The organism is Nesterenkonia sandarakina (genome assembly GCF_003003175.1).
In the GTDB taxonomy this organism is placed as follows: Bacteria; Actinomycetota; Actinomycetes; order Actinomycetales; family Micrococcaceae; genus Nesterenkonia; species Nesterenkonia sandarakina_A.
In genome coordinates this window covers 16,003-41,548 of sequence record NZ_PVTY01000005.1, presented here as the reverse complement: position 1 = coordinate 41,548, position 25,546 = coordinate 16,003, and the positions used below count along the sequence as shown (strand labels likewise).

The 25,546-nt window shown below is 67.8% G+C and carries 24 protein-coding genes; 10 read left to right on the top strand and 14 right to left on the bottom strand.

Annotated features, from left to right (window positions below; all coding sequences use genetic code 11):
- Nucleotides 1–11: 11 nt before the first annotated feature.
- Nucleotides 12–668: an NADPH-dependent F420 reductase gene (locus tag BCL67_RS05160; RefSeq protein WP_106122393.1), complete on the top strand. Its 657-nt coding sequence runs from the start codon at nucleotides 12–14 to the stop codon at nucleotides 666–668.
- A gap of 18 nt (nucleotides 669–686) precedes the next feature.
- Here BCL67_RS05160 and BCL67_RS05155 read toward each other — a convergent pair whose 3' ends face one another.
- The 10 genes from BCL67_RS05155 to BCL67_RS05110 all read right to left on the bottom strand — a co-directional run bounded on the left by BCL67_RS05155 (nucleotide 687) and on the right by BCL67_RS05110 (nucleotide 11,751).
- Nucleotides 687–1,547 carry a 3-methyladenine DNA glycosylase gene (locus BCL67_RS05155; protein ID WP_106122536.1) on the bottom strand — a complete coding sequence of 287 codons (861 nt, stop codon included), beginning with the start codon at nucleotides 1,545–1,547 and terminating at the stop codon, nucleotides 687–689.
- Between the two features lie 128 nt (nucleotides 1,548–1,675).
- Complete coding sequence (locus tag BCL67_RS05150) at nucleotides 1,676–2,272, bottom strand: GNAT family N-acetyltransferase (RefSeq protein ID WP_106122392.1); 597 nt, start codon at nucleotides 2,270–2,272, stop codon at nucleotides 1,676–1,678.
- Between the two features lie 8 nt (nucleotides 2,273–2,280).
- On the bottom strand, nucleotides 2,281–3,564 hold the full coding sequence (locus tag BCL67_RS05145) for an aspartate kinase (RefSeq protein WP_106122391.1): 1,284 nt from the start codon (nucleotides 3,562–3,564) through the stop codon (nucleotides 2,281–2,283).
- A 60-nt stretch (nucleotides 3,565–3,624) separates the two neighbouring features.
- Nucleotides 3,625–4,419, bottom strand: a complete 795-nt coding sequence (gene ehuA / locus BCL67_RS05140) for an ectoine/hydroxyectoine ABC transporter ATP-binding protein EhuA (RefSeq protein WP_106122390.1) — start codon at nucleotides 4,417–4,419, stop codon at nucleotides 3,625–3,627.
- Nucleotides 4,403–5,101, bottom strand: coding sequence for an ectoine/hydroxyectoine ABC transporter permease subunit EhuD (gene ehuD, locus BCL67_RS05135; protein ID WP_106122389.1), 699 nt, complete (start codon nucleotides 5,099–5,101; stop codon nucleotides 4,403–4,405). The genes ehuA and ehuD overlap by 17 nt, the downstream gene beginning before the upstream one ends.
- The gene (locus BCL67_RS05130) at nucleotides 5,098–5,853 is read right to left on the bottom strand and encodes an amino acid ABC transporter permease (RefSeq protein ID WP_106122388.1); all 756 of its coding nucleotides are present in this window, start codon (nucleotides 5,851–5,853) and stop codon (nucleotides 5,098–5,100) included. The genes ehuD and BCL67_RS05130 overlap by 4 nt, the downstream gene beginning before the upstream one ends.
- Before the next feature lie 98 nt (nucleotides 5,854–5,951).
- Nucleotides 5,952–6,848 carry a transporter substrate-binding domain-containing protein gene (locus BCL67_RS05125; protein ID WP_258174773.1) on the bottom strand — a complete coding sequence of 299 codons (897 nt, stop codon included), beginning with the start codon at nucleotides 6,846–6,848 and terminating at the stop codon, nucleotides 5,952–5,954.
- 330 nt (nucleotides 6,849–7,178) lie between these two features.
- A complete protein-coding gene (gene recR / locus BCL67_RS05120; RefSeq protein WP_106122387.1) occupies nucleotides 7,179–7,775 on the bottom strand; it encodes a recombination mediator RecR in 597 nt (198 codons plus the stop codon).
- Nucleotides 7,776–7,823: 48 nt separating this feature from the next.
- The gene (locus BCL67_RS05115; RefSeq protein ID WP_106122386.1) at nucleotides 7,824–10,730 is read right to left on the bottom strand and encodes a DNA polymerase III subunit gamma and tau; all 2,907 of its coding nucleotides are present in this window, start codon (nucleotides 10,728–10,730) and stop codon (nucleotides 7,824–7,826) included.
- 22 nt (nucleotides 10,731–10,752) lie between these two features.
- The gene (locus BCL67_RS05110) at nucleotides 10,753–11,751 is read right to left on the bottom strand and encodes an acyltransferase family protein (RefSeq protein WP_181255892.1); all 999 of its coding nucleotides are present in this window, start codon (nucleotides 11,749–11,751) and stop codon (nucleotides 10,753–10,755) included.
- 271 nt (nucleotides 11,752–12,022) lie between these two features.
- Between BCL67_RS05110 and BCL67_RS05105 the strand changes: the two genes are divergently transcribed.
- From BCL67_RS05105 to BCL67_RS05090, 4 genes are all read left to right on the top strand, one after another.
- Nucleotides 12,023–13,387, top strand: a complete 1,365-nt coding sequence (locus tag BCL67_RS05105; RefSeq protein ID WP_106122384.1) for an MFS transporter — start codon at nucleotides 12,023–12,025, stop codon at nucleotides 13,385–13,387.
- Between the two features lie 234 nt (nucleotides 13,388–13,621).
- Nucleotides 13,622–14,680 (top strand): ABC transporter substrate-binding protein, encoded by a 1,059-nt coding sequence (locus tag BCL67_RS05100; protein WP_106122383.1) that lies wholly within the window; start codon nucleotides 13,622–13,624, stop codon nucleotides 14,678–14,680.
- Between the two features lie 200 nt (nucleotides 14,681–14,880).
- Nucleotides 14,881–15,831 (top strand): ABC transporter permease, encoded by a 951-nt coding sequence (locus tag BCL67_RS05095; protein WP_106122382.1) that lies wholly within the window; start codon nucleotides 14,881–14,883, stop codon nucleotides 15,829–15,831.
- 1 nt (nucleotide 15,832) lies between these two features.
- On the top strand, nucleotides 15,833–16,624 hold the full coding sequence (locus BCL67_RS05090; protein ID WP_106122381.1) for an ABC transporter ATP-binding protein: 792 nt from the start codon (nucleotides 15,833–15,835) through the stop codon (nucleotides 16,622–16,624).
- 103 nt (nucleotides 16,625–16,727) lie between these two features.
- Here the strand turns inward: BCL67_RS05090 and hxlA are convergent, their stop codons facing one another.
- Together hxlA and hxlB are read right to left on the bottom strand one after the other, a co-directional pair.
- Nucleotides 16,728–17,351 carry a 3-hexulose-6-phosphate synthase gene (gene hxlA / locus BCL67_RS05085; RefSeq protein WP_106122380.1) on the bottom strand — a complete coding sequence of 208 codons (624 nt, stop codon included), beginning with the start codon at nucleotides 17,349–17,351 and terminating at the stop codon, nucleotides 16,728–16,730.
- A gap of 51 nt (nucleotides 17,352–17,402) precedes the next feature.
- Nucleotides 17,403–17,987 (bottom strand): 6-phospho-3-hexuloisomerase, encoded by a 585-nt coding sequence (gene hxlB, locus BCL67_RS05080; protein WP_106122379.1) that lies wholly within the window; start codon nucleotides 17,985–17,987, stop codon nucleotides 17,403–17,405.
- A gap of 95 nt (nucleotides 17,988–18,082) precedes the next feature.
- Between hxlB and BCL67_RS05075 the strand changes: the two genes are divergently transcribed.
- Nucleotides 18,083–18,916: a helix-turn-helix transcriptional regulator gene (locus BCL67_RS05075; RefSeq protein WP_106122378.1), complete on the top strand. Its 834-nt coding sequence runs from the start codon at nucleotides 18,083–18,085 to the stop codon at nucleotides 18,914–18,916.
- Between the two features lie 31 nt (nucleotides 18,917–18,947).
- Here BCL67_RS05075 and BCL67_RS05070 read toward each other — a convergent pair whose 3' ends face one another.
- Nucleotides 18,948–19,586, bottom strand: coding sequence for an HD domain-containing protein (locus BCL67_RS05070; RefSeq protein ID WP_106122534.1), 639 nt, complete (start codon nucleotides 19,584–19,586; stop codon nucleotides 18,948–18,950).
- Between the two features lie 117 nt (nucleotides 19,587–19,703).
- Here BCL67_RS05070 and BCL67_RS05065 point away from each other — a divergent pair, with 117 nt between their 5' ends.
- From BCL67_RS05065 to BCL67_RS05055, 3 genes are read left to right on the top strand one after another with little or no spacing between them, the layout of a single operon-like run.
- Nucleotides 19,704–20,903, top strand: a complete 1,200-nt coding sequence (locus tag BCL67_RS05065) for a thiolase family protein (protein WP_219886421.1) — start codon at nucleotides 19,704–19,706, stop codon at nucleotides 20,901–20,903.
- 25 nt (nucleotides 20,904–20,928) lie between these two features.
- Nucleotides 20,929–21,735 (top strand): enoyl-CoA hydratase/isomerase family protein, encoded by an 807-nt coding sequence (locus tag BCL67_RS05060; protein ID WP_106122376.1) that lies wholly within the window; start codon nucleotides 20,929–20,931, stop codon nucleotides 21,733–21,735.
- Nucleotides 21,732–22,604: a 3-hydroxyacyl-CoA dehydrogenase family protein gene (locus tag BCL67_RS05055; RefSeq protein ID WP_106122375.1), complete on the top strand. Its 873-nt coding sequence runs from the start codon at nucleotides 21,732–21,734 to the stop codon at nucleotides 22,602–22,604. Before BCL67_RS05060 ends, BCL67_RS05055 begins: the two co-directional genes overlap by 4 nt.
- Before the next feature lie 40 nt (nucleotides 22,605–22,644).
- On the opposite strand, the gene BCL67_RS05050 is transcribed toward BCL67_RS05055, so the two are convergent.
- Entirely contained in the window at nucleotides 22,645–23,562 is a 918-nt protein-coding gene (locus BCL67_RS05050) for a sugar-binding transcriptional regulator (RefSeq protein ID WP_106122533.1), read from the bottom strand.
- A gap of 229 nt (nucleotides 23,563–23,791) precedes the next feature.
- Between BCL67_RS05050 and BCL67_RS05045 the strand changes: the two genes are divergently transcribed.
- Nucleotides 23,792–25,540, top strand: coding sequence for a glycerol-3-phosphate dehydrogenase/oxidase (locus tag BCL67_RS05045; RefSeq protein ID WP_106122374.1), 1,749 nt, complete (start codon nucleotides 23,792–23,794; stop codon nucleotides 25,538–25,540).
- The last annotated feature ends 6 nt before the right edge of the window (nucleotides 25,541–25,546 follow it).

Genomic DNA, 25,546 nt, shown 5'->3' with positions numbered 1-25,546 from the left:
ACGGGATCACCATGACGCAGACGCCACTGACCATCGGAGTGCTCGGTGCTGGCCGGGTCGGCACCGCCGTCGCCCGTCAGGCCGTGCGGGCCGGTCATACCGTGAAGATCGCGACCGCCAAACCGGCAGCGGACATCGCCCTGCTCACCGAGGTGATCGTCCCCGGCGCGACCGCGGTGGACCGCGAAGATCTGCGCGGCGCCGACCTCATCGTGCTGGCCGTGCCGCTGCACAAGTACCGCAGCATCGACACCGCAGTGCTGCGCGACCGGGTGGTCATCGACACCATGAACTACTGGGCGCCGGTGGACGGATTCATGGACGAGTTCGAGACCGGCACCAGCACCAGCGAGGTCATCGCGGAGTTCCTCGGCGGCGCCCGGGTCGTGAAGACCCTGAACCACATCGGCTACGGGGATCTGGAGATCGATTCCTACCCCGCCGGAGACCCACAGCGCCGGGCGCTCGCGGTCGCTGGAGATGACGCCGCCGCGAAGGCGCTGGTCCAGGACTTCGTGGACTCCCTCGGCTACGACGCCGTGGACGCTGGGCCGCTCGCGGCCGGGCGGGCGTTCGAGAACGGCACCGAGATCTTCAACGGCCGACATGACGCCACGCGGATGCAGGAGCTGCTCAGCGAATGCAGCCGGGTGCTCGCCAACGCCTGAGCAGGCACAGCGCGGCGATCACGAAGCCTCGAGCCGGTCGAGCACCGCGAGCAGCTTCCCGCGCAGCACCTGGGACTCCTCGGCGAAGCCCTTCTGCGCCCGGGCGTAGGCCGCCCGTCCGGCAGGGGTCTCGATCGCGACCGGTTCGTAGCCCCAGTCGCTCAAGTCATACGGCGAGGCACGCATGTCGAGCCGGCGGATCCGTGAGGCGAGGTCGAAGCACTCGAGCAGCAGGTCGCTGCTGACCGCGGGGGTGAGCTTATAGGCCCACTTATAGAGGTCCATATTGGCGTGCAGGCAGCCCGGCTGCTCCATCTGGGTCTGCGCCTCGCGGGTCGGCTCCAGCGCGTTGAGCGGCCGGGCCGAGGGCGTGTAGAAGCGGTAGGCGTCGAAATGGGTGCACCGGATGTTCGCCGCCTCCACCACCTCATCGGTGCCCGCGGCGCCCAGGCGCAGCGGCACCTGGTCGTGGCGCTGGCCGTGCTCCACCGACTTGTAGACCATGGCCCACTCGTGCAGCCCGAAGCAGCCCAGCTGAGCCGGAGCCGCCGCCGTCGTGCTCAAGAGTCGCCGGGCGAATCCGATCATGGAGGCCCGGTCCTCGCGGAAGCCCTCGACGTCGAGGGTCACCCCGGAGTCGGTGCTGCGGTAGTGCTTCCACTGGGCCCGCTCGGTGCGCTGTGCGCCTTCGAGCAGGAACCCCACCCCGGGGTGCCAGCGCGAGAGCTTGCCGGGGGAGTGGGAGTAGTAGGTGAAGAGGAAGTCCTCCACCGGGTGCTTGGCGCCGGCATGACGGCGCGCCAGGAAGTCTTCGGTGAGCAGGTCCACCGCGGACTGATGCGCGGCGGCCCGCTCGCGATGCTCCTGTTCAGGAATCACCGTCAAACCATGTATTGCCTCAAGAGGAGCTGGTGTCTGGGTTACCATCGGGTATATCACTCGTACCAAGTGCGCAGGCGGTAGGGAACCCGTAAAGGGTACACCTGCCGCCTGTGTGCTTGAGCGGCCTATTCCGCGCTGGCGTCCGGTTCCTGAGGCTCTGTCAGCTCCCGGCGCATGATCCAGCGCGGCCGATGTCCGCTGTGCGCGGTGGTGGGTCCGGCGACCTCGAACCCGTGGCCCGCGAAGAGCTCGGTGGTGCCGACGTAGCCGCTGATCACGTCGACCCGCTTGCCGTCCTCGAGCTCCATCGGATATCCCTCGAGGACCGCCGCGCCGTGCGCGGCGGCATGCGCGACGGCACCGTCGAGCAGATCATGCATCAGTCCGCGCCGTCGGAATCCCGCACGGACCACGAAGCAGACCACCGACCAGGGGTCTCGGTCATCGAGGAACGGGATGGTCCGGGAGTTCATCAGCCGCCGGTAGGTGCTGCGCGGAGCCACCGAGCACCAGCCCGCCGGAGTGTCATCGACGAACGCGATCACACCCGGGCCTGGCTCGGTGCGGCAGAGCTCCTCCATGAAGGCCGGCCGATCCGGGCCGGAGACCCGGGAATCGCGGTAGGACATGCACCAGCACCCCAGACCGCCGGGCTTCTTCACCCCGATGACCTCGTAGAAGTCATCGAAGCGCCCGACGGCGGGGCGGATGGTGGTGCCCATGGCGGATGCTAGCGGCCGGTGCCGGCGTAGACCGTGGCCTCTTCGTCGGAGTCCAGGCCGAAGGCCGTGTGGATCGCGGCGACCGCGCGGTCCAGCAGCTCGACGTCGGTGATCACCGAGACGCGGATCTCAGAGGTTGAGATCAGGCCGATGTTGATGCCGGCGTCGCGCAGGGCGGTGAAGAACCGGGCCGAGACGCCGGGGTGGTTGCGCATCCCGCCGCCGATCAGTGAGACCTTGCCGACCTGGGGCACGAAGTCCAGGGACTCGAAGCCGATGGTGTCCTTGTGCGCATTGAGCATCTCCTGGGCGCGTTCGCCGTCCTCGCCGGGGAGGGTGAAGGAGATGTTGGTGGTCTTGGTCGCCATCGAGACGTCCTGGACGATCATGTCGATGTTGACCGCGCCCTCGGCGATGAGGTTGAAGATCTCCGCCGCCTTGCCCGGGACGTCGGGGACGCCGGTGATGGTGAGTTTTCCTTCGGATGCGTCGTGGGAGACGCCGGAGATGATCGGCTGTTCCAAGGGTTCGCCTTCCTGAATCTTGACGGTGTCTTTGGGGTCGGGGATGACCCAGGTGCCTTCGAGCTGGCTGAACGAGGAGCGGACGTGGAGCTTCACGCCGAATCGGCGCGCGTACTCCACCGAGCGCAGGTGCAGCACCTTCGTGCCGGCGGCCGCCATCTCGAGCATCTCGTCGCTGGAGATCTCGTCGATCTTGCGGGCGGTCTTGACCACGCGCGGATCGGCGGTGAAGACGCCGTCGACGTCGGTGTAGATCTCGCAGGCGTCGGCGTGCAGCGCGGCGGCGAGGGCGACGGCGGTGGTGTCGGAGCCGCCGCGGCCCATCGTGGTGATGTCGCGGGATTGCCGGCTCATGCCCTGGAACCCTGCGACGATGCCGACGTGGCCGGCGTCGAGGGATTCCTGCACGCGCAGCGGGGAGACCTCGATGATGCGGGCCTTGCCGTGGATGGCGTCGGTGATCATGCCGGCCTGGGAGCCGGTGAAGGACTGGGCGGACTCGCCCAGCTCATGGATCGCCATCGCCAGCAGCGCCATGGACATGCGCTCCCCGGAGGAGAGCAGGATGTCCATCTCGCGGGACGGTGGTGCGGAGGTGATCTGGCCTGCGAGGTCGAGCAGGTCATCGGTGGTGTCACCCATGGCGGACACGACCACCACGACCTGGTGACCGGCACGCTTGGTCTCGACGATCCGCTTCGCCACTCGTTTGATGCTCTCGGCGTCTGCAACGGATGATCCGCCGTACTTCTGAACGATCAGGCTCATGACAGGTTGTCTCACTCCTGGGGTTTTGAACGGGGGAACTCAGGTCAAGTCTAAAGCGGGTCAGGCGTCGCGCAGCACGGCGCTGAGGAACTGCTTGGTGCGCGCGTGGCTGGGGTCGGAGAAGATCTTCTCCGGGGCGCCCTCCTCGACCACGCGGCCGCCGTCGAACATCATCACCTTGTGCGAGACGTCGCGGGCGAAGCTCATCTCATGGGTGACGATCAGCATGGTCACGTTCGTGGTGTCGGCGACGTTGCGCAGGATGTTGAGCACGTCCCCGACGACCTCGGGGTCCAGCGCCGAGGTGACCTCGTCGAGCAGCAGGATCTCCGGATCCATGGCCAGCGCGCGGGCGATCGCCACGCGCTGCTGCTGGCCGCCGGAGAGGCTCAGCGGGTGCTGGTCAGCCTTGTCCGGCAGGCCCACCTGTTCCAGCAGCGAATGCGCCTTCGCGGTGGCCTCGGCCTTGGACTGGCCGAGCACATGGATCGGGGCCTCGATGATGTTCTCCAGCACGGTCATGTTGGGGAACAGGTTGAACTGCTGAAAGACCATCCCGATCCGGGTGCGCAGCCGCTTCTGCTCCTTGGGAGAGACGGCGACGCGCTTGCCGTCCTTCTCGCGGTGGGTCAGCGGCTCGCCGTCGACGAAGATGTACCCGCCGGTGAGCTCCTCCAGAGTCATCACCAGGCGCAGGATGGTGGTCTTGCCGGAGCCGGAGGGCCCGATCAGGGTCACCCGCTCGCCCCGGCGCACCGAGAAGTTCAGGTCTTTGAGCACGATGTTGTCCCCGAAGCGCTTCTCGACATCGACGAACTCGATGACCGGGGCTTCGGGCTCAGTTGGCGTAGGCAAGTCGCTTCTCCAGACGGTTGATCAGCAGTGCAGTGGGATAGCTGGCGGCGAGGAAGATCAGGCCGGCGATGGTGATCGCCTCGGTGTAGCGGAAGGTCTGGGCGCCGATGGTCTGCGCGACCCTGACCATCTCGGCCACCGAGATGACGAAGAGGAACGGAGTGTCCTTGAACATCGAGATCGCGTAGTTGCCCAGCGAGGGGATGGTCGAGCGCAGGGCCTGCGGAATGACCACGCGCCGCCAGGTCCGTCCCGCGCTCATCGAGAGCGCCTTGGTGGCCTCCCACTGGCCCTTCGGCACGGAATCGATGCCCGCGCGGTAGACCTCGGACATGTAGGTCGCGTAGTGGACGCCGAACACGATGAAGCCGATGGTCAACGGATCCATCCAGGTGAAGCCGTAGTAGAGGACCAGCAGCTGGACCACCAGCGGGGTCATCCGGATGAAGTTCGCCGCCCAGCGCAGCACGAAGGCGAGCGGGCGGGGGAGCACGCGGATCATAATGGCGATGACAAGGCCCAGCAGGGCGGCGATCACCGTGCCCACGACGGTCACCAGCAGGGTGACCTCCAGGAATGCGCGCAGGATCTCCGGGAAGATCTCGATGGCGAAATCCCAGTTCCAGATGTTGCCCGTGGGTTCGGGGACCGGATCAGCGGTGAATGGCGCGACGGGAATCATGAGGCACCTCCAGGCTGGATTCCGGTGGGAAGCTTGGGCGCAGGGGAGAGGATCTCTCGCATGCTGAGGCCCTGGCCGAGTCGGTGCCTGGCCCGGACTTCCAGCAGCCGCATGATCTGGGTGAGCACCAGGGCGAAGGTGAAGTAGCCGATGAGTCCGACGAAGGCGTAGGCGAACCAGGCGTCGGTGACACGGCGCAACTGGTCAAGCTCGAAGTTGAAGTCGTTGAGGCCGACGATGTAGACGATGGCCGAGCCCTTCATCAGGTGCACCAGCAGGTTCGCCAGGGAGGGGATCATCAACGCCCAGGCCTGCGGGAAGATGACCCGGCGGATCTTGTGCTGCCAGGACATGGACAGCGCCACAGTGGCCTCCCACTGTCCGCTTGCGACGGAGGTCAGCGAGGCGCGGACCGCCTCGGCGCCGTATGCGCCGTAGTTGAGACCCAGCGCGATCACTCCGACGGTGAAGGCGCTCTCCAGGGTCAGCCCGAAGAGCGGAAGGACGTAGTACACCCAGAACAGCTGCACCAGCAGCGAGGTGCCGCGGAAGAATTCAATGATGATGCGGGCCGGGGTGCGCAGCCACCACTTCGGACTGCCACCCATGAGCCCCAAAATCACGGCGATGACGAACGCAAGTGCCGCGCCGACCAGGGTGAGCTGCACGGTGAGCAGGAACCCGTCCCAGAGTCTGGGTCCGAAGTTCTGCAGTGACTCGAAGTTCTGCTGCTGTTGATCTAGCCAGTCCACGGTAGGAGGTGGTTCCTCTCTGCTGGAGGTCGTGTCACCGAAGCGGTGGCCGACCCTATTGTCGGGCCGGCCACCGGGAGGTGCTGAATGTTCTCAGCTCAGTCTTCGATGTCCTGGAGCGATTCCAGGTCGCCTGCACAGAGCGCCTCGGCGGTCAGGTCCGCCGGTGGCACCTCGGCCTCGGTGAAGCCGTATTCGCTGATGATGTCCAGCAGCTCGCCGCTCTCCTTGAGCTCGGCAAGGTGCTCGTTGTACTCCTCGAGCATCTCCGAGCCCTGTGGGAAGACCGTCGAACCTGCGCCGTACTGCATGACGCCATCCATGTCGTGGACGAACCCTTCGGTGACCTCGAAGCCGTCCATATCGCCTGCCATCTCGGACAGCGAGATCGCGGTCAGGGCGAACACATCGGCACGGCCACCGGTGACCATGTCCACTCCATCATCGGCCGTGGCGACGCCCTCGGCGTCGATGCCCAGTTCGTCCACGTAGGTGGCTTCGACGCCTGAGGACAGGGTGGCGAGGGTGAGGTCCTCGCCGGACTCGACGGCCTCTGCGACGTCGTTGAGGTCCTCCACGCCGTAGGGGTTGCCCTCTTCCACCAGGAGTGCGGTGGTGTACATGATCTCGGGCTCAGCGAAGGCAGCTTCTTCACAGCGTTCGGGAAGAATTGACATGCCTGCCGAGACGGCCTCGTAACGATCTGCATTGAGACCGGGGATCAGACTGTCCCAGTCGGTGACCTCAGCTTCGATCGAGTAACCCATCTGGCCGAAGATCTCCTCGGCCAGGGCTATCGTGGCACCCTCGGGTTCCCCGTCGTCGTTCAGGTAGGAGTAGGGAACCTCTCCTGCGATGGCCACCGTGATGACGTCTTCGCCGCCACCCTCGGCTTCACCGTTCTCGCCCTCGTCGCCGCCGCAGGCGGTCAGTGCGAGCAGTGCGGCGGCGCTCACGGCGCCTGCGCGGACTGCCATGGAAGTCTTCTTCATCATCAGTGCTTACCTCATCCTCTGGTGTGCGTCTGGTGCGAGTCAGCGGAGCTGCGCCGGAAAACGGCGCAGGACTGCCTGACTCATCACGCTAGACCGATAAAAAGGATTTGGAAACTGTTTTCTCGTCGAACGACAAGGTTCGGCGACATCCGGGAGATCTGGGAAAGGGAGAAAGAATTCCGACCGTGAACGGCCTGGCGTCCGCGCTTCCCAGACGTGACTAGTGCAACAGGGTGGACGAAAACCAACGGAAATACGACAGCGAAGAAACCTGAGTATTACCTGATCACGCTTGCATAACTATCTGGATGCGACGTGCCGCCGGCCAGGTCAGGACATCACGGTGCGGCCTTCGAAGGCCCGCCCGAGGGTGACGTCATCGGCGTATTCGAGGTCTCCGCCGACGGGGAGCCCGGAGGCCAGGCGGGTCAGCTTGATGCCGATGGAGCCGAGCATCCGGTAGAGGTAGGTGGCCGTGGCCTCACCTTCGAGGTTCGGGTCGGTGGCCACGATGACCTCGGTGATGGTGTCGTCGGAGAGTCGGCTGAGCAGCTCTCGGATGTGCAGCTGATCGGGGCCGATCCCGGCGATCGGATTGATCGAGCCGCCGAGCACGTGATACTTCCCGCGGAAGGAGCGGGTGCGTTCGATCGCCATGACGTCCTTGGACTCTTCGACCACGCAGAGCAGGCTGGGATCGCGCCGACTGTCCTGGCAGATCCGGCAGGTGTTCTCCTCGGAGACGTTGAAGCAGATCGCGCAGAACTTGACCTTCTCCTTGACCGTGGTGATCGCGTCGGCAAGGCGTTTCATGTCCTCACCGTCGGCTTCGAGGATGTGGAAGGCCACGCGCTGTGCCGACTTGGGACCGATGCCCGGGAGTCGCCCGAGCTCGTCGATCAGGTCTTGGACTGCGCCTTCATACACGGTGTGGACGAGCCTTCCTTCCGGGGTGGAGATTCAGTCTAACCGGGCTCACTCGTTGAGCCGGCGTTCCTCCAGCAGGGTGGCTCCGAGGTGCTTCTCGAAGGCCTTGCGGCCGAACACCCCGGAGTGCTCGAGCGGGACATCGTCCTCGCTGGCGACGTCCTCGGGCTCGCTCTGGGCCCATGCCGGCGGCTCGCTCTGGTCATAGTCGCTCGGCGGCCCCGAGTCCCAGGCCGGGTCCGGCGGTGGAGCCGGATGCGAGGGGTGGTCGGCGGGCGGCTCTGCAGGGGGAGCCGAGGAGGATCCGCCCCCGTTGCGCTGGGCAAGACGACGGCGAATCTCTGCCGCACGACTCGGAGCACCCCCTCCGGGCGGGCCTGCCGGGGTGCCGGTGCCCCCGGCGGTGGTCTGCGGCGCACCGCCGTTCGGAGCGACGCCCTGCGCCGGGGCCGCGGCGGGAGAGCCTCCACCGGTTGTCTGGGGATCGTTGGGGCTGCTCCACCGCGGGGCGGTGCCGGCACGACGGGCGAAGGCCGGCACTGGAGACTTCTCGGCCAGCGGCTTGTATGCGTCCTGGGTGTCCGTGCTGGTGTGAGTCACTGTGCCAGTGCCAGTGCCAGTGCCAGTGCCAGTGCCAGTGCCAGTGCCTGTGCCTGTGCCGGCATCGATGTGATTGCCGGTGGTGGCGTCGTGGTCGGGGTTCAGCGCCGGCGCGTCACGGCTCAGGTGTGCCGCGGCCTCGGGGGAGACCGCGGAGGGTGCCGCGGCTCGGGTGTCCGCAGCGGCAGACTCCTCCGGGTCGGTGGAATCCGGGTCGGCGGGATCGAGGTCGGTGGCATCCGGCTCGCTGGACCCGGCCCTGGTGTCGAGGTCGGCCCCCGGGCGGGTCTCAGCGGGGTGCTCGGAGGGCTGATCCGTCGGCTGTTCCGGCGGAGCCTCGGCGAATCCCGGATCGTAGGGCTCGGGCGGTTCCTGCAGGACCCAGGCTGGGGTGTCGTCCCCGGACTGGGCCTCTGCTGGAGCGGCCGCCGGGCTCAGCCGGCGGTCAGCTTTTGGGCCGCCACCACCGCCTGCCGAGGACGAGCCTCCGGTGACGAGCTTGAAGCGGACCTTCATGCCCAGGACGTCCTCGATCGCGGCGTTCATCGCCTGCTCACCGTTGCGGTTGGCGAACGTGGTCCGCGCTCCCTCATTGGTGAAGTCGAGGCTCAGTGACTGCCCGTCGAAGCTGTCCACGCTCACATTGCCCTTGACCAGCATCCAGAGCATCCGCGACTGGGACTTCAGCGAGTCCACGATGTCGGGCCAGGCCCGGCGCATCATCTCGTCTGTGGACCCTCCGGCGGCAGGTGCGGCCGGGGTCGCGGCGGGGGATGCGGGCTGGGCGGCCGCGGTCGGTGCCGCCGGGGCCGCCGGGTTCTGGGCCCCGGGGGAGGAGCGGCTCGCCGCCGCGGCAGGCTGGTGCTCCTGCGGCGGAGCTGACTCCGGTCGGCCTGCGTCCGCCGTCGTGGTCTCGCGCCCGGAAGAGTCGGAGGAGGGCGAGCCGCTCTGCGACTCGGGTGCCGCGGCCGGCCGCGAGCTCGGGGCTGCCCACTTGGGGTCCGCCGCGGTCTGTTCCTCTGGAGCCTGCGTGGCTGGGCCCTGTGTCGCTGAAACCTGCGCCTCTGAGGTGTGCTGCTCGGCGCGGGCCTCGGGTGCTGAGCCTGGGTCAGGTGCTGAGCCGGCCGCGGTCGAGTCTGCGGTCCGTGCTGCGGAGTCGCTCTCGGCGCTGGGGGTCACGCCGGCTCCGGCGGCGAAGTCCAGGCGGCGTTCCACCCGCTCGAGCCGGGCCGCCACGGAGGCATGCCCCTGCTCGGCATGGGGCAGCAGCAGCCGGGCCATCAGCAGCTCCAGGTGCAGCCGCGGCGAGGTGGCGCCGACCATGTCGGTGAGCGCCTGGGCGGAGATGTCGGCCGCACGGGAGAGCTCCGCGGAGCCGAGCTGCCCGGCCTGGGTCTGCATCGAGCGGATCTGGTCCTCGGGGACCCCGCGCAGAATCGCCCCCGGGATCTCCGGGACGGACTTCACCACGATCAGGTCGCGCAGCCGCTCCAGCAGGTCCTCGACGAACCGTCGGGGGTCCTGCCCGGACTGGACCACGCGATCGACCACGGAGAAGGCGGTGGCGCCGTCGAGCGCCGCCACGGAGGACACGACCTCGTCGAGCATGGTGGCGTGGGTGAAGCCGAGCAGCGCCGTCGCCCGGTCATAGTCCAAGGTGCTGTCGGAGGATCCGGCGATCAGCTGGTCGAGTACCGAGAGCGTGTCACGCACCGAGCCGCCGCCGGCGCGGATCACCAGGGGCAGCACGCCCGGAGCCACGGTGACGCCCTCCTGCTCGCAGAGCCGGTGCAGGTAGTCCATCAGCGGCTCGGGTGGGACCAGCCGGAACGGGTAGTGGTGGGTGCGTGAGCGGATGGTCCCGATGACCTTGTCCGGCTCGGTGGTCGCGAAGATGAACTTGATGTGCTCCGGCGGCTCCTCGACGATCTTCAGCAGCGCGTTGAAGCCCGCGGCGGTGACCATATGAGCCTCATCGATGATGAAGATCTTGTAGCGGTCGCGCACCGGGGCGAAGGTCGCACGCTCGCGCAGGTCGCGGGCATCATCGACGCCGCCGTGGCTGGCGGCGTCGATCTCGATCACGTCGAGCGAGCCGGACCCGCCGGTGGCAAGGTCCACGCAGGAGTCGCAGGTCCCGCAGGGGGTGCCGGTGGGACCTTGGGCACAGTTGAGGCAGCGGGCCAGGATCCGGGCGGAGGTGGTCTTGCCGCAGCCGCGCGGGCCGGAGAAGAGGTAGGCGTGGGAGACCGCGTCCTTGCCCAGGGCCGTCATCAAGGGCGCGGTGACGTGCTCCTGCCCGATCACGTCGGCGAAAGAGTCGGGTCGATAGCGGCGGTACAGGGCGGTGCTCACAGTGTGAAACCTTATCTGCTTGCTAGGACATGCGCATGCGGTCAGAGCCCTGAGTGGAATCCGCACCGACCCGGGCGGCAAGGCGGGCCGCCACGCGCCGATTGCCGGGCACGACGTAGAGCCAGCGGGTCCACGGTCGCAGCCACACCACGAGCAGGCTCAGCAGCAGTCCGCCGAGGGTGCAGGCCGCCACGTGGAGCACCGGGTCCACGCCGATCTCGCTCAGCCCGCGGTGGATCAGGATGATGATCGGGAAGTGGCTGACATAGACCACGATCGAACTGCGTCCGGCCCACTGCAGGAAGCTGTTGACCCGACCCGCGGGGATCCGCGGCGCCACCCAGAGGATCAGGGCGATGCCGGCCACTGCGGTGGGTGCGGCATAGATGGTCCCGGCGCGGAACTCGCTGCCTTCCAAGCCGTGATGTGCCAGCCACGCCACGACCACTCCCAGCGCCGCGATCAGCAGCCAGGGCGCCGTCGCCCAGCGCTGCAGGATCCTCGCGCAGGCGGCGCCGAGGAAGAAGAAGGCCCCGTAGTAGAGGGTGCGGGTGACGAGTGAGTTCTCGACCTCGGTGTAGTGCCGGGCGAGGATCATGACCACGAACACGACGACGGCGAGCCCGCTCAGCAGCTGCGGCCGCGAGACCAGCGGCTTGAGCAGCATCCCGCCGAGGTAGCAGAGCGTCAGCGCCATCAGGAACCACAGGTAGTCCCCGCTCAGCCAGTACTCCAGCTGGCCCGGTCCGCTGTGATAGATCAGCACCCCGAACCCGACGAGCCAGATCATCAGCGGCCAGACGATGCTGGCGAACTTCCCCCACAGGTAGGCTCCCGCGGATTTCGTGAGCGAGCGGGGCAGCAGGGTTCCGGAGAGGAACATCAGCAGCGGCATCCGGAACGGCTCGAGATAGAGGTTCAGCTCGGTCCACCGCTCCACGCCGAGCCCGTTGGCCCGCGGGATGTCGGAGCCGTGGAGCACCACCACCAGCAGCACCGCGACGCCGCGGAGCAGATCCATCCACCGCATGCGGGGGGCGGAGTCAGTCGATGGCTGGGGCATGGTCCTTGCAGCGGTTCTCTCGTGGGGGATGGGGCGCAGAATTCCGCGCAGCGGCGCGAAGGGACGGTGAATTCACTGTAGCCGACGGTGTTCCCACTGATCATCGGACTGACCAACCGTTCGGTCATTAATTCTGGTACATTGGCGCTCATGTCAGTGACCTGAGTCACAGGCACAACCCAAGAAACACTCGTACGTCACCGTGACGTGTCCAGCCTTTGGAGCAGATATGAGCCAGACCACCTATCTCAGCAGCGAGGGGCATGACCTGACTCGCGAGGAGACGAAGGTCCTCGCGGGAACCCTCGTCGGCACCACCATCGAGTGGTACGACTTCTTCATCTACGCGCAGGCAGCCGGCTTCGTGCTGGCGGTGCTGTACTTCGAGCCGCTCGGCGAGGACAACGCCGCGCTGGCGCAGATCGTCGCCTGGGCCTCGGTCGGCATCTCCTTCCTCTTCCGCCCGCTGGGCGCGATCCTCGCCGGCATGATCGGTGACCGCTACGGCCGCAAGGTGGTCCTGGTGATCACGCTGATGGGCATGGGTGGAGCCACGGTGCTCATCGGCCTGCTTCCCACCTATGCGACCTGGGGAGTCCTGGCGCCGATCCTGCTCATCGTGCTCCGCGTGCTGCAGGGTCTCTCGGCCGGCGGCGAATGGGGCGGGGCGGCGCTGCTCGCCGTCGAACACGCTCCCCGCCACAAGCGCGGACTCTTCGGGGCCTACCCGCAGATCGGTGTGCCGCTGGGCATGCTGCTCGCCACCGGATTCATGTTCGCGCTCAACGCCATGACCACCGAGGAGCAGTTCCTCTCCTGGGGCTGGCGGGTGCCGTTCCTCTTCTCCTTCGTGCTGATCATCGTGGGCTTCCTGATCCGACTCAAGGTCGACGAGTCCCCGGTCTTCCTGGAGATGAAGGAGCGCAAGAAGGAGTCCTCGGCTCCGCTCAAGGAGCTGGTGACCACGCACAAGAAGTACACCTTCCTGGCGGCGCTGATCTTCGCCGCGAACAATGCCGCGGGCTATCTGGTGATCGCCTTCTTCGCCGCCTACGGCGTGAACACGCTGGGCATGGATCGCAATGACACCCTGATCGCCTCGCTGATCGGCGGCGTCGGCTGGTTCATCTTCACGCTCTTCGGCGGATACATCTCCGACCGGATCGGACGGGTGAAGACCTTCCAGATCGGCTACGGCATCATCATCGTCTGGGCGATCCCGATGTGGTTCCTGCTCGACACCGCCTCGCTGCCGCTCTTCGCGCTGGCGATCTTCATCCTCACCATCGGTCTGGGCCCGTCCTACGGCCCGCAGTCGGCGCTCTACGCCGAGATGTTCCCGGTCAACATCCGCTTCTCCGGCGTCTCGATCGGCTACGCGCTGGGCTCGATCATCGGCGGCGCCTTCGCGGCCACCATCGCCCAGACCATCCTGAACACCACCGGACAGTCCTGGCTGATCGGGCTCTACATCGCGATCCTGGCGATCATCTCCTTCATCGCCGTCTCGATGGTGCCGAAGAAGCTTCAGGGCATCAATCTCAACGACGACAGCGAGCGCGAAGAACTCTCGGTGACCCCGGGCGCGCGCTGACCTGCTGACCAACGGACGTGGAGCAGGATAACCTCTGTTCAACATCGCGGAAATGCAGGGACCACTCGCAGCAGCAGAAGCACCGCAGGACCAGCAGGACCAGCGGCACCGCAGGACCACAGACGCTGCAGCACCAGCAACACCGCAGCTGAATCACCCGCACCAGAAGAATCACGCACAGCATCACGCCGGCGAGACCCACCGACGGATGATGCACCTAGATGAGGAGCACCTATGCGATCACGCAGCACAACCATGAGGCTCTCGGCGGCGCTGGCCGCCACCGCCATGATGCTCACCGCCTGCGGCGGCGACACCGAAGGCGAAGACACCGAGGGCGCGGCCGGCGAAGAAGGCGGCAGCTACTCGATCGGCATCACCCAGATCGTCTCCCACCCGTCGCTGGACGAGGCGCGCGACGGCTTCAAGGCGGCCTTCGAGGACGCCGGCGTCGAGGTGGAATGGGACGAGCAGAACGCCCAGGGCGAGCAGGCCACGGCGAGCAACATCGCCGGGACCTTCGCCACCTCTGACATGGACCTGGTCCATGCCATCGCCACCCCCACCGCCCAGGCCGCGGCACAGGCCGTCACCGACAAGCCGATCGTGTTCTCCGCGGTCACCGACCCTGAGGAAGCCGGCCTGGTGGACTCCTGGGAGGAGCCCGGCGCCAACATCACCGGTGCCTCCGACCTGAACCCGGTGATGGAGCAGTTCGAGCTGCTCCAGGAGATCGCTCCCGACGCCGAGACGGTGGGCATCGTCTACTCCTCCGGCGAGACGAACTCCGCCGTCCAGGTGGAGCTCGCCCAGGAGGCCGCCGACGAGCTCGGCCTGGAGATCCAGGAGGCGACCATCTCGAACTCCTCCGAGGTCCAGCAGGGCGTGGAGTCCCTCGACGTCGATGCGATCTGGGTCCCGACCGACAACGCTGTCGTCTCGGCCCTGGAGTCCGTGCTGCAGTACGGCCAGCAGAACTCCATCCCGGTGATCGCCTCCGAGGGTGACTCGGTCATCCGCGGCTCGGTGGCCACCTACGGCATCAACTACGGCGACCTCGGCCGCCAGGCCGGCGAGATGGCGCTGCGGATCCTCGAGGACGGTGAGGACCCGGCGACCATGCCGGTCGAGACCCAGGAGACCCTGGAGCTCATCGTCAACCCGGAGGCCGCCGAGGCCATGGGCGTCGAGCTGGACCAGGAGCTGCTGGACCGCGCCGACACGGTCGTCGGTGAGGACGTCGAGGCCGAGGACCCCGCCGAGGCTGACGAGGCCGCTGAAGAGGAAGAGTGACCCACCGCGGGTGACTCGACTCGACCCCTCCGGCCGCTTCACGCGGCTGGCACACGGCCGCTGAACGCGGCTATGACTGACAGATGACCACCAGGCCGGGCGCCGGGACAGCCGCACCAGGCTGCACCGGCGCCCGCCGCCTGAGTGGACGTGGACCCGGCGACGGCCGATGATCCGGCCGCGACGACAAATGAGGACACATGATCACAGCATTCGAGCTCGGGCTGATCTACGCGATCATGGCCCTGGGCGTGTACCTGACCTTCAGGATCCTGAACTTCCCCGACCTGACCGTCGACGGGTCCTTCACCTCCGGTGCGGCGACGGCGGCCATCCTGATCACCAACGAGGTGGACCCGTTCCTGGCCACCGCCGCGGCCTTCGTGGTCGGCAGCCTCGCCGGGATGATCACCGGCCTGCTGCACACCAAGGGCAACATCAACGGGCTGCTGGCCGGCATCCTGACGATGATCGGGCTCTACTCCATCAACCTGCGCATCATGGACGGGGCCAACGTGCCCCTGCTCGGCCAGGACACCGTCATCTCAATGATGCGCGGCTTCACCGGCGTGGGCTGGACCTCGGTGGCCGTGCTGGCCGCCGTCGCGCTGATCTTCAAGCTGATCATGGACTGGTACCTGCAGACGGACAACGGACTGGCGCTGCGCGCCACCGGTGACAACGAGCAGATGATCAGCTCCTTCGCGGTCAGCACCGACCGGCAGAAGATCATCGGCCTGATGCTCTCCAACGGACTCGTCGGCATCGCCGGCGCCGTCGTCGCCCAGCACCAGGGATTCGCCGACATCGGGATGGGGATCGGCCTGATCCTGGTCGGACTGGCCTCGGTGATCGTGGGCCAGGCCATCTTCGGCAGCCGCAGCGTCATGCAGGCCACGCTCGCCGTGATCCTCGGCGCGGTGGTCTACCGCCTGGCGATCCAGCTCGCGCTCAACGTCGGGCTCAACCCCAACGACATGAAGCTGATGTCAGCGATCCTGGTCGTCGCGGCGCTGCTGCTGCCTCAGTGGAAGGGCTTCTCGAAGCTGAGCCTGCGACGCAGGAGCTCCTCGCCGCTGGCGGACGCCGCCGCACCGCTGACCACCCCCGACGCCCACCTGCCCAAAGCCTCGGCCGAGAAGGGAGCCTGACATGTTGACCATCGACTCAGTCTCCAAGACGTTCTTCCCACACACCGTCAACGAGCGCCGCGCGCTGGTGGACGTGAACCTGGAGCTGACGGAGGGTGACTTCGTCACCGTCATCGGCTCCAACGGGGCGGGCAAGTCCACCCTGCTCAACACCGTGGCGGGTCGGATCCACCAGGACACCGGCGTGGTCTCCCTCGACGGCAGCGACGTCAGCAGGCTCAAGGAGCACCAGCGGGCGGCGCAGGTCGGTCGGGTGTTCCAGGACCCGATGGCAGGCACCGCTCCGAACCTGAGCATCGAGGAGAACCTCTCCCTGGCCGACCGCCGCGGGCGTCCGCGCGGGCTTTCCCGCGGGGTGACGAAGGCCAAGCGCGAGCGGTTCGCCGAGGCGCTGAAGCAGCTCGAGCTGGGCCTGGAGGGGCGGCTGAAGACCAAGGTCGGGCTGCTATCCGGTGGTCAGCGGCAGGCGCTGAGCCTGCTCATGGCCACCTACTCGGACCCTCGGGTGCTGCTGCTCGATGAGCACACCGCGGCCCTGGATCCGCAGCGCGCCGAGCTGGTCACCCGGCTGACCCGCAGCGTGGTCGAGGACAAGGGCCTGACCACGCTGATGGTCACGCACAACATGGTCCAGGCCCTGGAGGTCGGCAACCGATTGATCATGATGCACGAGGGTCGGATCATCCTCGACGTCGGCGCCGAGCAGAAGGCGCAGATGACCCCGCAGGACCTGCTCGCCGAGTTCGGCAAGCTCAAGGGCGCCGTGGTCGACGACAAGACGCTGCTGCAGTAGCACCGCTCGGAGCCCCGCCGGGGCGGGGGAGCGACCAGAGCGGGGGAGCGACCAGAGCGGGAGAGCGACCTGGGAGCCCCAGGTCGCTCTCCCGCTGTCTGGATCAGACGATGGCTGCGCGCAGCTGCTGCGCGGCGGTCCCCACATCAGGGGCGCCATAGATGGCGCCGCCGGCGACAGCGACTTCGGCGCCGGAGCTCTGCACCGATTCGATCGTGGAGGTGTTGATTCCGCCGGCCACCGAGAACGGGACGCCGGAGGCCTCGCCGTCGCGCAGCAGCGTGGAGAAGGTGAAGCCTTCCTCCGCCTGCTCGTCGAGGCCTGCGTGCATCTCGACGAACTCGGCGCCGAGGGCGACGACCTCACGGGCACGCGCAGGCTTGTCCGAGACGCCGATCAGGTCCACCACGACACCCTTGCCATGCTTCTTCGCGGCAGCGACCGCACCCGCGATGGTGCTGTCGCCGGCGGATCCGAGAACCGTCACGAGGTCGGCGCCCGCGGCGAAGGCGATGTCTGCCTCCAGCTCGCCGGCATCCATGGTCTTCATGTCCGCGAACACGATCTTGTCCGGGTGGGCGTCCTTGATCGCGGTGACCGCCGAGAGGCCCGCGCTCTTGATCAAGGGAGTGCCGAGCTCGAGGATGTCGACATGCGGGGCCGCGGCGGCCGCCAGCTCGAGTGCCGCTTCAGTGGTGAGGGTATCCATAGCGAATTGCAGTTTCATCGTGATCCTTCGGGGTTGTGTGTGACGTGCTGTCGGGAATGCAGCGCGGGTCTATTCAAGGTTTGCGTGGCGGGGCCAGAGCTCGTCGGCGCTGACCCCTGAGCGGTGCCAGAGCGCATGGAAGAGCGCGTCGCCGAGCAGGACCACGGACTGCTCGAACAAGCCCCCCGCGTATTGCGCCGACGCGTCGCCGGAACGATCCTGCTTGCCTGCGGCGGGCACTGTGATCGATACCGAGGCGAGTTCGGCGAGCCGGGAGTCTGCTGCCGTGGTGATGGTCGCCACCTGGGCGCCGACGGAGAGCGCCTTCTCGGCGGCACTGACGACGCTGCTCGTCGTGCCGGATCCGCTGGCGGTCAGCAGCAGGTCTCCGGAGGTGATGGCAGGCGTCGTCGCGTCGCCGACGACGTGTACGTCCAGACCGAGGTGCATCAGGCGCATGGCGGTCATCTGCAGCGCAAGTCCGGACCGTCCGGAGGCCAGCACGAAGACACGTGGGGCCTCCGCGAGGGCATCGGCCAGGCGGTCGAAGGTCGGCGCCTCGTCGTGGACGAGTCTCGAGGTGAGCGAGTCCAGTTCATCTGCAATGGTGCGCAGCGGGTGGTCAGCTTCGGTGTCTGTGGCATTCACACTCATCAGTCTGCGCCGACGCGGCCGGGCTGTCTCCGCCCTGAGCGTGCAGGGGGACTACTCGAAGGGATAGGTGAGGTGTTCCGGGTAGGCTCAGCGGCATGACCGATGACCAGCAGCTGCCGTCCGCCAATCTGCGTCGACTCGCAGCCGAGCACGCGCGGGCGATGGTCGAACAGGCGGATCGCCACGCCGTCACGCTGGAGTCGATCCTGGCGAGCCTGCGCTCCACCCGTCTGGATGATCGCGCAGCCCGGCTGACGGCGACCGACACCGCCGCCGAGGCGCTCGTCGGGCTTCGCACCCTCACCGACCAGCGACGCAGCAGCGCACTGGAACCGGTGGTGGGGGCCTTCGCCCGACTGCGCAGCGATCTGCGTCCGCTGGTGCGCTTCGGGGAGCTCGACCTGCAGTTCGTCGAGCCGCCTGCCTCGGGACGGGCTCTTCCCGGGGAGGTCGCGCACGCGGCCCGCGCGATCGTCCGCAGCGCGGTCCTGGCGTCGGTGGACAAGGGCTCGACCCGGCGTGTCCGCGTGCAGTGGGACTGCGACGGCCTGAACCTGCTCATCAACGTGCGCGACGACGGATCGGGTGAGCTCAACGCGCACGACGACGCGCTCAGGCCCCTGGTCGAGACGGTCACCGCCCTGGACGGGAGCTTCTTCGTGTCCTCCACCCCCGGCTGGGGATCCGCGATCGACATTCGTCTCCCGCTCGACCCGCCGGCAGGCCCGGACCTGACCGTCGACTCGGTCCTGCTCTCAGCGCGCGAGCAGGAGGTGCTCCAGTTCGTGGTGGCCGGGTCGCGCAATCGCCATATCGCCGATCAGCTGGGCATCAGTGAGAACACGGTCAAGTTCCACGTCTCGAACCTGCTGCGCAAGACCAGCTCGCGCAACAGGGGAGAGCTGGCGGCGCTCGCGCTGCCTCGCTGAGCCGCGGGGGTGCGGCGCCGAGCCGCGGGGGCTATTCGGGCCAGGGTGAGCGGCGGATGACCTCGACGAAGTCCTCGCGCTCGAAGCCGGGCAGGAAGTGCGCGAGCACGTCCGCCTTCACGTTGCCGAAGGTGGTCTCCGGGCGGTCCTTGAGTCCCTCGGTGAACGCCGTGAGGATCTGAGTCTTGAAGTCCGGCCGGGGGTGGGCCTCGACGACGGCGGCGCGCTGCTCATCGGTGATCGCCTCGTAGCCCAGACCCAGCACGTCGAGCTCGACCCCGCGGGTCACCAGCGCGACCTCCGGCTCCATGTGCAGCGGGATCTCCGAGGTGGTGTGCAGCGCGATGCCGTTCCACACCGTCTGGGCGTCTGCAGCAGGGATCCCGTGGCGCAGCAGAAAGCGACGGGCCTCGTCGGCGCCGTCGATCTCGAAGCGCTGATCGGTGCGCCGGTAGGTCTCGGTGAGCCCGAGGTCATGGAACATGGCGCCGATATAGAGCAGCTCAGGATCCGCGCTGGCGCCCAGCGCCTCGCCGCGCAGCGCACCGAAGAGGTAGACCCGTCTGGAGTGATGGAAGACCAGCGGCGGGGCCACGTCGCGGACCAGCTCCGTGGCCTCGCGCGCCATCGGGGAGTCGGGGATCGTGACGCCTGCAATGATTTCGCTCATGCTCCCCATTGTGGACCACCTGGCTGACCATGCTGTGATTGACCCCACAGTGCACTCGTGGAAGAGTGCAGGTGAACGATCGGTCAGTTATTCCTGTGAAAGGCGCATGACGTGGCGATCAGCCCTGTATATCTTGTCTCCGGCACCCGTACCCCCGTCGGCCGCTACGGCGGCGCGCTCTCGATGGTCCGTCCCGACGATCTCGCCGCCCTCGTGGTGCGCCAGGTGGTGCAGGAGTCCGGCCTCGACCCGGCCGTCGTGGACGAGGTCATCCTCGGCAACGCCAACGGCGCCGGGGAGGAGAACCGCAACGTCGCCCGGATGGCCTGGCTGCTCGCCGGCTTCCCGGACAGCGTCCCCGGCATCACCGTGAACCGGCTCTGCGCCTCCGGGATGAGCGCGATCTCCCAGGCGCAGCACATGATCGCCGCCGGCGCCGCAGACATCGTCGTCGCCGGGGGAGTCGAGTCCATGTCCCGGGCTCCCTGGGTGATGGCGAAGCCCACGACTGCCTTCGGCAAGCCCGGAGAGGTGGTCGACACCTCGATCGGCTGGCGGTTCACCAACCCGAAGTTCCAGGCCATCGAGAAGCGCACCTTCTCCATGCCCGAGACCGCCGAGGAGGTCGCCCGGGTCGAAGGAGTCACCCGGGAAGACGCCGACGCCTTCGCCGCGGAGTCCCAGCGCCGCGCGCTCGCCGCCATCGACGCCGGCCGGCTGGCCCGCGAGATCACCCCGGTCCAGGTCCACGGCCGCAAGGGCGCGATCACCGTGGTGGACACCGACGAGGGTCCGCGTCGCGGGGTGACCGTCGAGTCCCTCGCCGGGCTGCGCCCCGTCGTCGCCGGCGGCTCCGTGGTCACCGCCGGCAACGCATCCTCGCTCAACGACGGCGCCTCCGCGGTGATCGTCGCCTCTGAGGCGGCGGTGGAGAAGTATGGCTTGACCCCGCGGGCGCGCATCGCCGGCGGAGCCAGCGCCGGCCTCGCCCCGGAGATCATGGGCATGGGCCCGGTCCCGGCCACGGGCAAGGCGCTCGACCGCGCGGGCTGGAGCATCGAGGACCTCGGCGCCGTGGAGCTCAATGAGGCTTTCGCGACCCAGTCACTGGCCAGCATGCGCCGGCTCGGCCTGGACCCGGCCATCGTCAACGCCGACGGCGGCGCGATCGCCCTGGGCCACCCGCTGGGCTCCTCCGGCTGCCGGATCGTGCTGACCCTGGCACGCCGCATGGAGGACGAAGGCGTGGCCCGCGGCCTCGCGACCATGTGCGTGGGCGTCGGCCAAGGCTCTGCCCTGCTGCTGGAGAAGGTCTGAGGCCATGAGCGCATCAGAGCCCACGATGCTCGACGCCGGGCACTTCACGACGCTGAGGATCACCGAGTCCGTCGATCGGCTGCACGCCCAGCTGGACCGCCCCGAGGTCCGCAACGCCATCGACGCGACCATGATCACCGAGCTGCACGCGGTCTGTGCGTACCTGGAGCAGCACCCGAAGGTGTTGATCCTCTCCGGCACCGAGTCCGGCGGGAAGGGGATCTTCGCCTCCGGTGCAGATATCGGGCAGCTCCGGGAACGACGTCGCGCCGACGCCCTGCGCGGGGTCAACTCCACCGCCTTCGACCGCCTGGCCAAGCTGCCCATGCCGGTGATCGCCGCGCTGGACGGCTACGCCCTGGGCGGCGGCGCCGAACTGGCCTGGGCCGCCGACTTCCGCCTCGGCACCCCCGAGGTCAAGATCGGCCAGCCTGAGACGGGTCTGGGCATCATCCCCGCCGCCGGAGCCCTCTGGCGGCTGCGCGAACTTGCCGGGGAGGGGATCGCCAAGGAGATCCTGCTGACCGGTCGGATCCTCGACGCCCAGGAGTCCCTGCAGCACGGACTGCTCAATGCGGTGCACCCCGCGCACGAGCTGCTCGACGCCGCCCACGCGCTCGCGGACCGGATCGCCAAGCAGGACCCGCTCGCCGTGCGGATCAGCAAGCAGGTCTTCTCCATGCCGCGCGAGGCCCACCCGCAGATCGACAACCTCGCCCAGGCGATCCTGTTCGAATCCGAGGCGAAGTTCGATCGGATGCAGGCCTTCCTGGACCGCCGCGACGCCAAGGCCGCCGCCGCGCCAGAACCGACCTCAGGAGACGACCGATGAGCCACACGACGCAGCCCTTCCCCGCGACCGTCGGAGTGCTCGGCGGCGGCCGGATGGGCGCCGGGATCGCCCACGCCTTCCTCGTCGCCGGGGCCGCAGAGGTCGTCGTCGTCGACGTCTCGGAGGAAGCGGCGCAGACCGCCGCCGCCCGGATCACCAAGGACCTCGAAGCCTCGCTGACCCGCGGAAAGATCACCGGCGAGCTGGCGAGCTGGAGCGACCGGCTCACCGTCACCTCCGATGTCACGGCGTTCTGCCGCTGCGGCCTGGTTGTGGAGGCGGTGCCCGAGGACATGACGCTCAAGGTGGATTCGCTGCGCCGGGCCGAGGCCCAGCTCGGCCCGGAGGCCTGGCTGGCCACGAACACTTCCTCGCTGTCGATCACCTCGCTCGCCGAGCATCTCGAGCGACCGGAGCGGTTCTGCGGACTGCACTTCTTCAACCCGGTGCCGGCCTCGAAGCTGGTGGAGGTCGTCCTGGCCGAGCGCACCGGCGAGGAGCTCGCCGCGCTGAGCCCGCGCTGGGTCGAGGCCCTGGGCAAGACCCCGGTCGTGGTCAAGGATGCGCCCGGCTTCGCCTCCTCCCGGCTGGGCGTGGCGATCGGGCTGGAGGCGATCCGGATGGTCGAGGAGGGCGTGGCCGCCCCGGCCGACATCGACAACGCGATGGTGCTCGGCTACAAGTTCCCGATAGGTCCGCTGGCGCTGACCGACATCGTCGGCCTGGATGTGCGGCTGGGGATCGCGGAGTACCTTCAGTCCCAGCTGGGGGAGCGCTTCGCCCCGCCGCAGCTGATGCGCGACATGGTCGCCCGCGGCGAGCTGGGGAAGAAGTCCGGCAAGGGCTTCTACGACTACCCGGAGCGGTGAGCCCCGGGGTGGGCCCGATCCGGCATCGGGCCGGCCCCGGTCAGAGGCCCTCGCTCTGGACCAGCCAGCGGGCCGAGGCCTCATCGAGGATGAGGTCGGTGGGCAGACCGGCAGCCAGGGCCCCGCACAGCCCGCTGATCTTCGACTCGCCCGAGACCACACAGATGCGCCGCGGCACCTGTCTCAGCAGATCGAGATCGGGACCCGTGCTGCGCTGATTGATCCGCAGATCACGATGGCTTCCGTCGGCCCGGAAGAACATCGTGGCCACGTCCCCGACCACCCGTTCCGCCGTGAGCGCGCGCAGGTCCGCGTCGTCGAGATACCCGCCGGAATACACATGGCTGGGGATCCCGGAATTGGTGGACCCGACGCCGAAGATCGCCATCGTCATGCGCTGCTGCAGCTCGAGGATCCGGATCACGCTGCGTTCGGCCCACATCGCGGTCTTGGTCTCGGCGTGGTCGAAGAAGGCCGGCACCGGAAACTGCTCCACCCTGGCGCCGTAGGCCTGACCGAAGCGACGCAGGATCTCACTGGCATAGGCGATGCCGGTGGTCTGGGTGTTGCCGGCGCCGTTGAGCTGCACGATCGTGCTGTCATGGGTGACCTTCTTGGACAGGTGCTGGCTGACCGCGCTCAGCGTGGAGCCCCAGGCGACGCCGACGATGGCGTCGGAGTCCACGAGCGGCCCGATGGTCCGCGCGGCCTGGATCGCCACCCGGTCCAGGACCTCTGAATCGGAGACCATCTCGGAGACCGGCACCACGTGGGCCTCCACGCCGAACCGGCGTCGGATCTCATTCTCCAGCGACGGTGCCCGGTGTCGAGGGTTGTTGACCTGGATCTCGACCAGACCCGTGTCTCGCGCCATCGAGAGCAGTCGGGACACCGTGGAGCGAGACGTGCGAAGCTCGCGCGCGATGGCGTTCATGGTCAGGTCCTGCAGGTAGTACATCTGTGCGGCGCGCAGCGCATCTGAGCTCCGCGATCGCTGCCCGCCCTCGGTGGAATAACGTGCACCGGAGTCCTCTCCTTCGCCCACAGATGACAGGTTCACCGGTTACTCACTCCCTCATTCGTGCACGTCTGTGCATCAGCATTGACTAATCTTTGCATTCTTTCAAGAGTGGTCTCATACGCACCGCAGACGCCGATGCACCCCCTGACACCTTGAGGAGAATGTGATGGCCGACACAACTGGGACCCATGGAAACACCCGCACCGCTGGGGAACGACGAGAGGTGCGGCAGCTTCGCGAGAACCCCCGGGCTTCGGTGTTGATCATCGGCGGCGGCATCAACGGCGTGGGGACCTTCCGCGACCTCGCGCTCCAAGGGGTGGACGTGGCGCTCGTGGAGCGCGGCGACTACTGCCAGGGCGCCTCCGGGGCCTCCTCGCACATGATCCACGGCGGCATCCGCTACCTGGAGAACGGCGAGTTCCGACTGGTCCGCGAATCCGTGGTCGAGCGCAACGGTCTGCTCAAGACCGCCCCGCACTACGTGAAGCCGCTGCAGACCACCATCCCGATCTTCAGCACCTTCTCCGGGATCCTCGCCGCGCCGCTGCGGTTCATCACGCACCGCCAGCAGGGTCAGCCGAAGGAGCGCGGAGCCTTCCTGATCAAGGCCGGACTCACCATGTACGACTGGTTCTCCCGCGACGGCGGCGCCGTCCCGCGCCACCGCTTCGCCGGACGCCGCGCCTCCCTCGCGCAGCTGCCCGATCTGCGTCCCGACGTCCGCTACACCGCCACCTACTTCGACGCCTCGGTGCACAACCCGGAGCGGATGACCCTGGATGTGCTGCGCGACGGGCTCCACGCCAACCCAGAGGTCCGCGCCACGAACTATGTCAGCGCGGTGGGCCGCAGCGGTGAGACCGTGACGCTGCGCGACGAGCTCACCGGAGAAGAGTTCCCGTTCACCGCCGACGTCGTCGTCAACGCCACCGGAGCCTGGGTCGATGGGACCAACGAGTCCCTCGGCGAACCCAGCGCCTTCATGGGCGGCACCAAGGGCTCCCACATCGTGCTCGACCACCCCGAGCTGCTTGCCGCCTGCGCAGGCCGTGAGATGTTCTTCGAGAACACCGACGGCCGGATCGTGCTGATCTACCCCATCGAGGACCGCGTCCTGGTCGGCACCACCGACATCGACGTCGATGTCAATGAACCGGCAGTCTGCACCCCCGAGGAGGTCGACTACTTCATCGACCTGATCGGCCAGGTGTTCCCCAAGATCGAGGTGGAGCCGGGACATGTGGTCTACAGCTTCTCCGGGGTGCGCCCGCTGCCCCGACACGACGCCACCCAGCCCGGATTCGTCTCCCGGGACTACCGGATCGAACACCGCGCTGTGCACACCGCAGACCAGCCGGTGACCATGCTCAGCCTGGTCGGCGGAAAGTGGACCACCTTCCGGGCGCTCTCCGAGCACATGACCAACGATGTGCTCGAGATCCTGGGCAAGCGCCGCACGGTGAGCACCGCAGGACTTGCCATCGGCGGCGGCGCGGACTTCCCCAAGACGGTCTCCGGCCAGAAGGCCTGGGTCATGGCGCACACCGGCGACGGCCTCTCCGCGGAGCGGGTGGAAGGTCTGCTGACCCGCTACGGGACCCGCGCAGAGGAGGTCATCGCTCACCTGCGCGCAGGCTCCGACCAGGACCTCGACTCCACCTCGGAGCTGAGCCACCGCGAGCTCGCCTACATGGTCGAGCACGAACAGATCGGTCACCTGATCGACGTCCTGATCCGACGCACCTCCCTGGCCTTCCGCGGCCTGGTCACTGCGGAGCTGCTGCGCGAACTCGGTGAGATCCTGGCCCCGCTGCTGGACTGGGACGGTGCGCAGACCCAGAACGAGATCGAGCATGCCGAGCGGGTGCTGCGCGACTGGCACAACGTCGAGCTCAAGGCCCGGGTGGCCTAGGCTCTC

What these genes read in the sequence shown, in the direction of transcription:
- BCL67_RS05160 (WP_106122393.1), top strand. Translation starts at nt 12, where the DNA reads ATGACGCAGACGCCACTGACCATCGGAGTGCTCGGTGCTGGCCGGGTC.
- hxlA (WP_106122380.1), bottom strand. Translation starts at nt 17,351, where the DNA reads ATGAAACTGCAATTCGCTATGGATACCCTCACCACTGAAGCGGCACTC.
- BCL67_RS05050 (WP_106122533.1), bottom strand. Translation starts at nt 23,562, where the DNA reads ATGTACTACCTGCAGGACCTGACCATGAACGCCATCGCGCGCGAGCTT.
- ehuD (WP_106122389.1), bottom strand. Translation starts at nt 5,101, where the DNA reads ATGATTCCCGTCGCGCCATTCACCGCTGATCCGGTCCCCGAACCCACG.
- BCL67_RS05095 (WP_106122382.1), top strand. Translation starts at nt 14,881, where the DNA reads ATGATCACAGCATTCGAGCTCGGGCTGATCTACGCGATCATGGCCCTG.
- hxlB (WP_106122379.1), bottom strand. Translation starts at nt 17,987, where the DNA reads ATGAGTGTGAATGCCACAGACACCGAAGCTGACCACCCGCTGCGCACC.
- BCL67_RS05105 (WP_106122384.1), top strand. Translation starts at nt 12,023, where the DNA reads ATGAGCCAGACCACCTATCTCAGCAGCGAGGGGCATGACCTGACTCGC.
- BCL67_RS05125 (WP_258174773.1), bottom strand. Translation starts at nt 6,848, where the DNA reads ATGATGAAGAAGACTTCCATGGCAGTCCGCGCAGGCGCCGTGAGCGCC.
- BCL67_RS05100 (WP_106122383.1), top strand. Translation starts at nt 13,622, where the DNA reads ATGCGATCACGCAGCACAACCATGAGGCTCTCGGCGGCGCTGGCCGCC.
- BCL67_RS05150 (WP_106122392.1), bottom strand. Translation starts at nt 2,272, where the DNA reads ATGGGCACCACCATCCGCCCCGCCGTCGGGCGCTTCGATGACTTCTAC.
- BCL67_RS05060 (WP_106122376.1), top strand. Translation starts at nt 20,929, where the DNA reads ATGCTCGACGCCGGGCACTTCACGACGCTGAGGATCACCGAGTCCGTC.
- BCL67_RS05075 (WP_106122378.1), top strand. Translation starts at nt 18,083, where the DNA reads ATGACCGATGACCAGCAGCTGCCGTCCGCCAATCTGCGTCGACTCGCA.
- BCL67_RS05070 (WP_106122534.1), bottom strand. Translation starts at nt 19,586, where the DNA reads ATGAGCGAAATCATTGCAGGCGTCACGATCCCCGACTCCCCGATGGCG.
- BCL67_RS05145 (WP_106122391.1), bottom strand. Translation starts at nt 3,564, where the DNA reads ATGAGCCTGATCGTTCAGAAGTACGGCGGATCATCCGTTGCAGACGCC.
- BCL67_RS05045 (WP_106122374.1), top strand. Translation starts at nt 23,792, where the DNA reads ATGGCCGACACAACTGGGACCCATGGAAACACCCGCACCGCTGGGGAA.
- BCL67_RS05110 (WP_181255892.1), bottom strand. Translation starts at nt 11,751, where the DNA reads ATGGATCTGCTCCGCGGCGTCGCGGTGCTGCTGGTGGTGGTGCTCCAC.
- BCL67_RS05055 (WP_106122375.1), top strand. Translation starts at nt 21,732, where the DNA reads ATGAGCCACACGACGCAGCCCTTCCCCGCGACCGTCGGAGTGCTCGGC.
- BCL67_RS05090 (WP_106122381.1), top strand. Translation starts at nt 15,833, where the DNA reads ATGTTGACCATCGACTCAGTCTCCAAGACGTTCTTCCCACACACCGTC.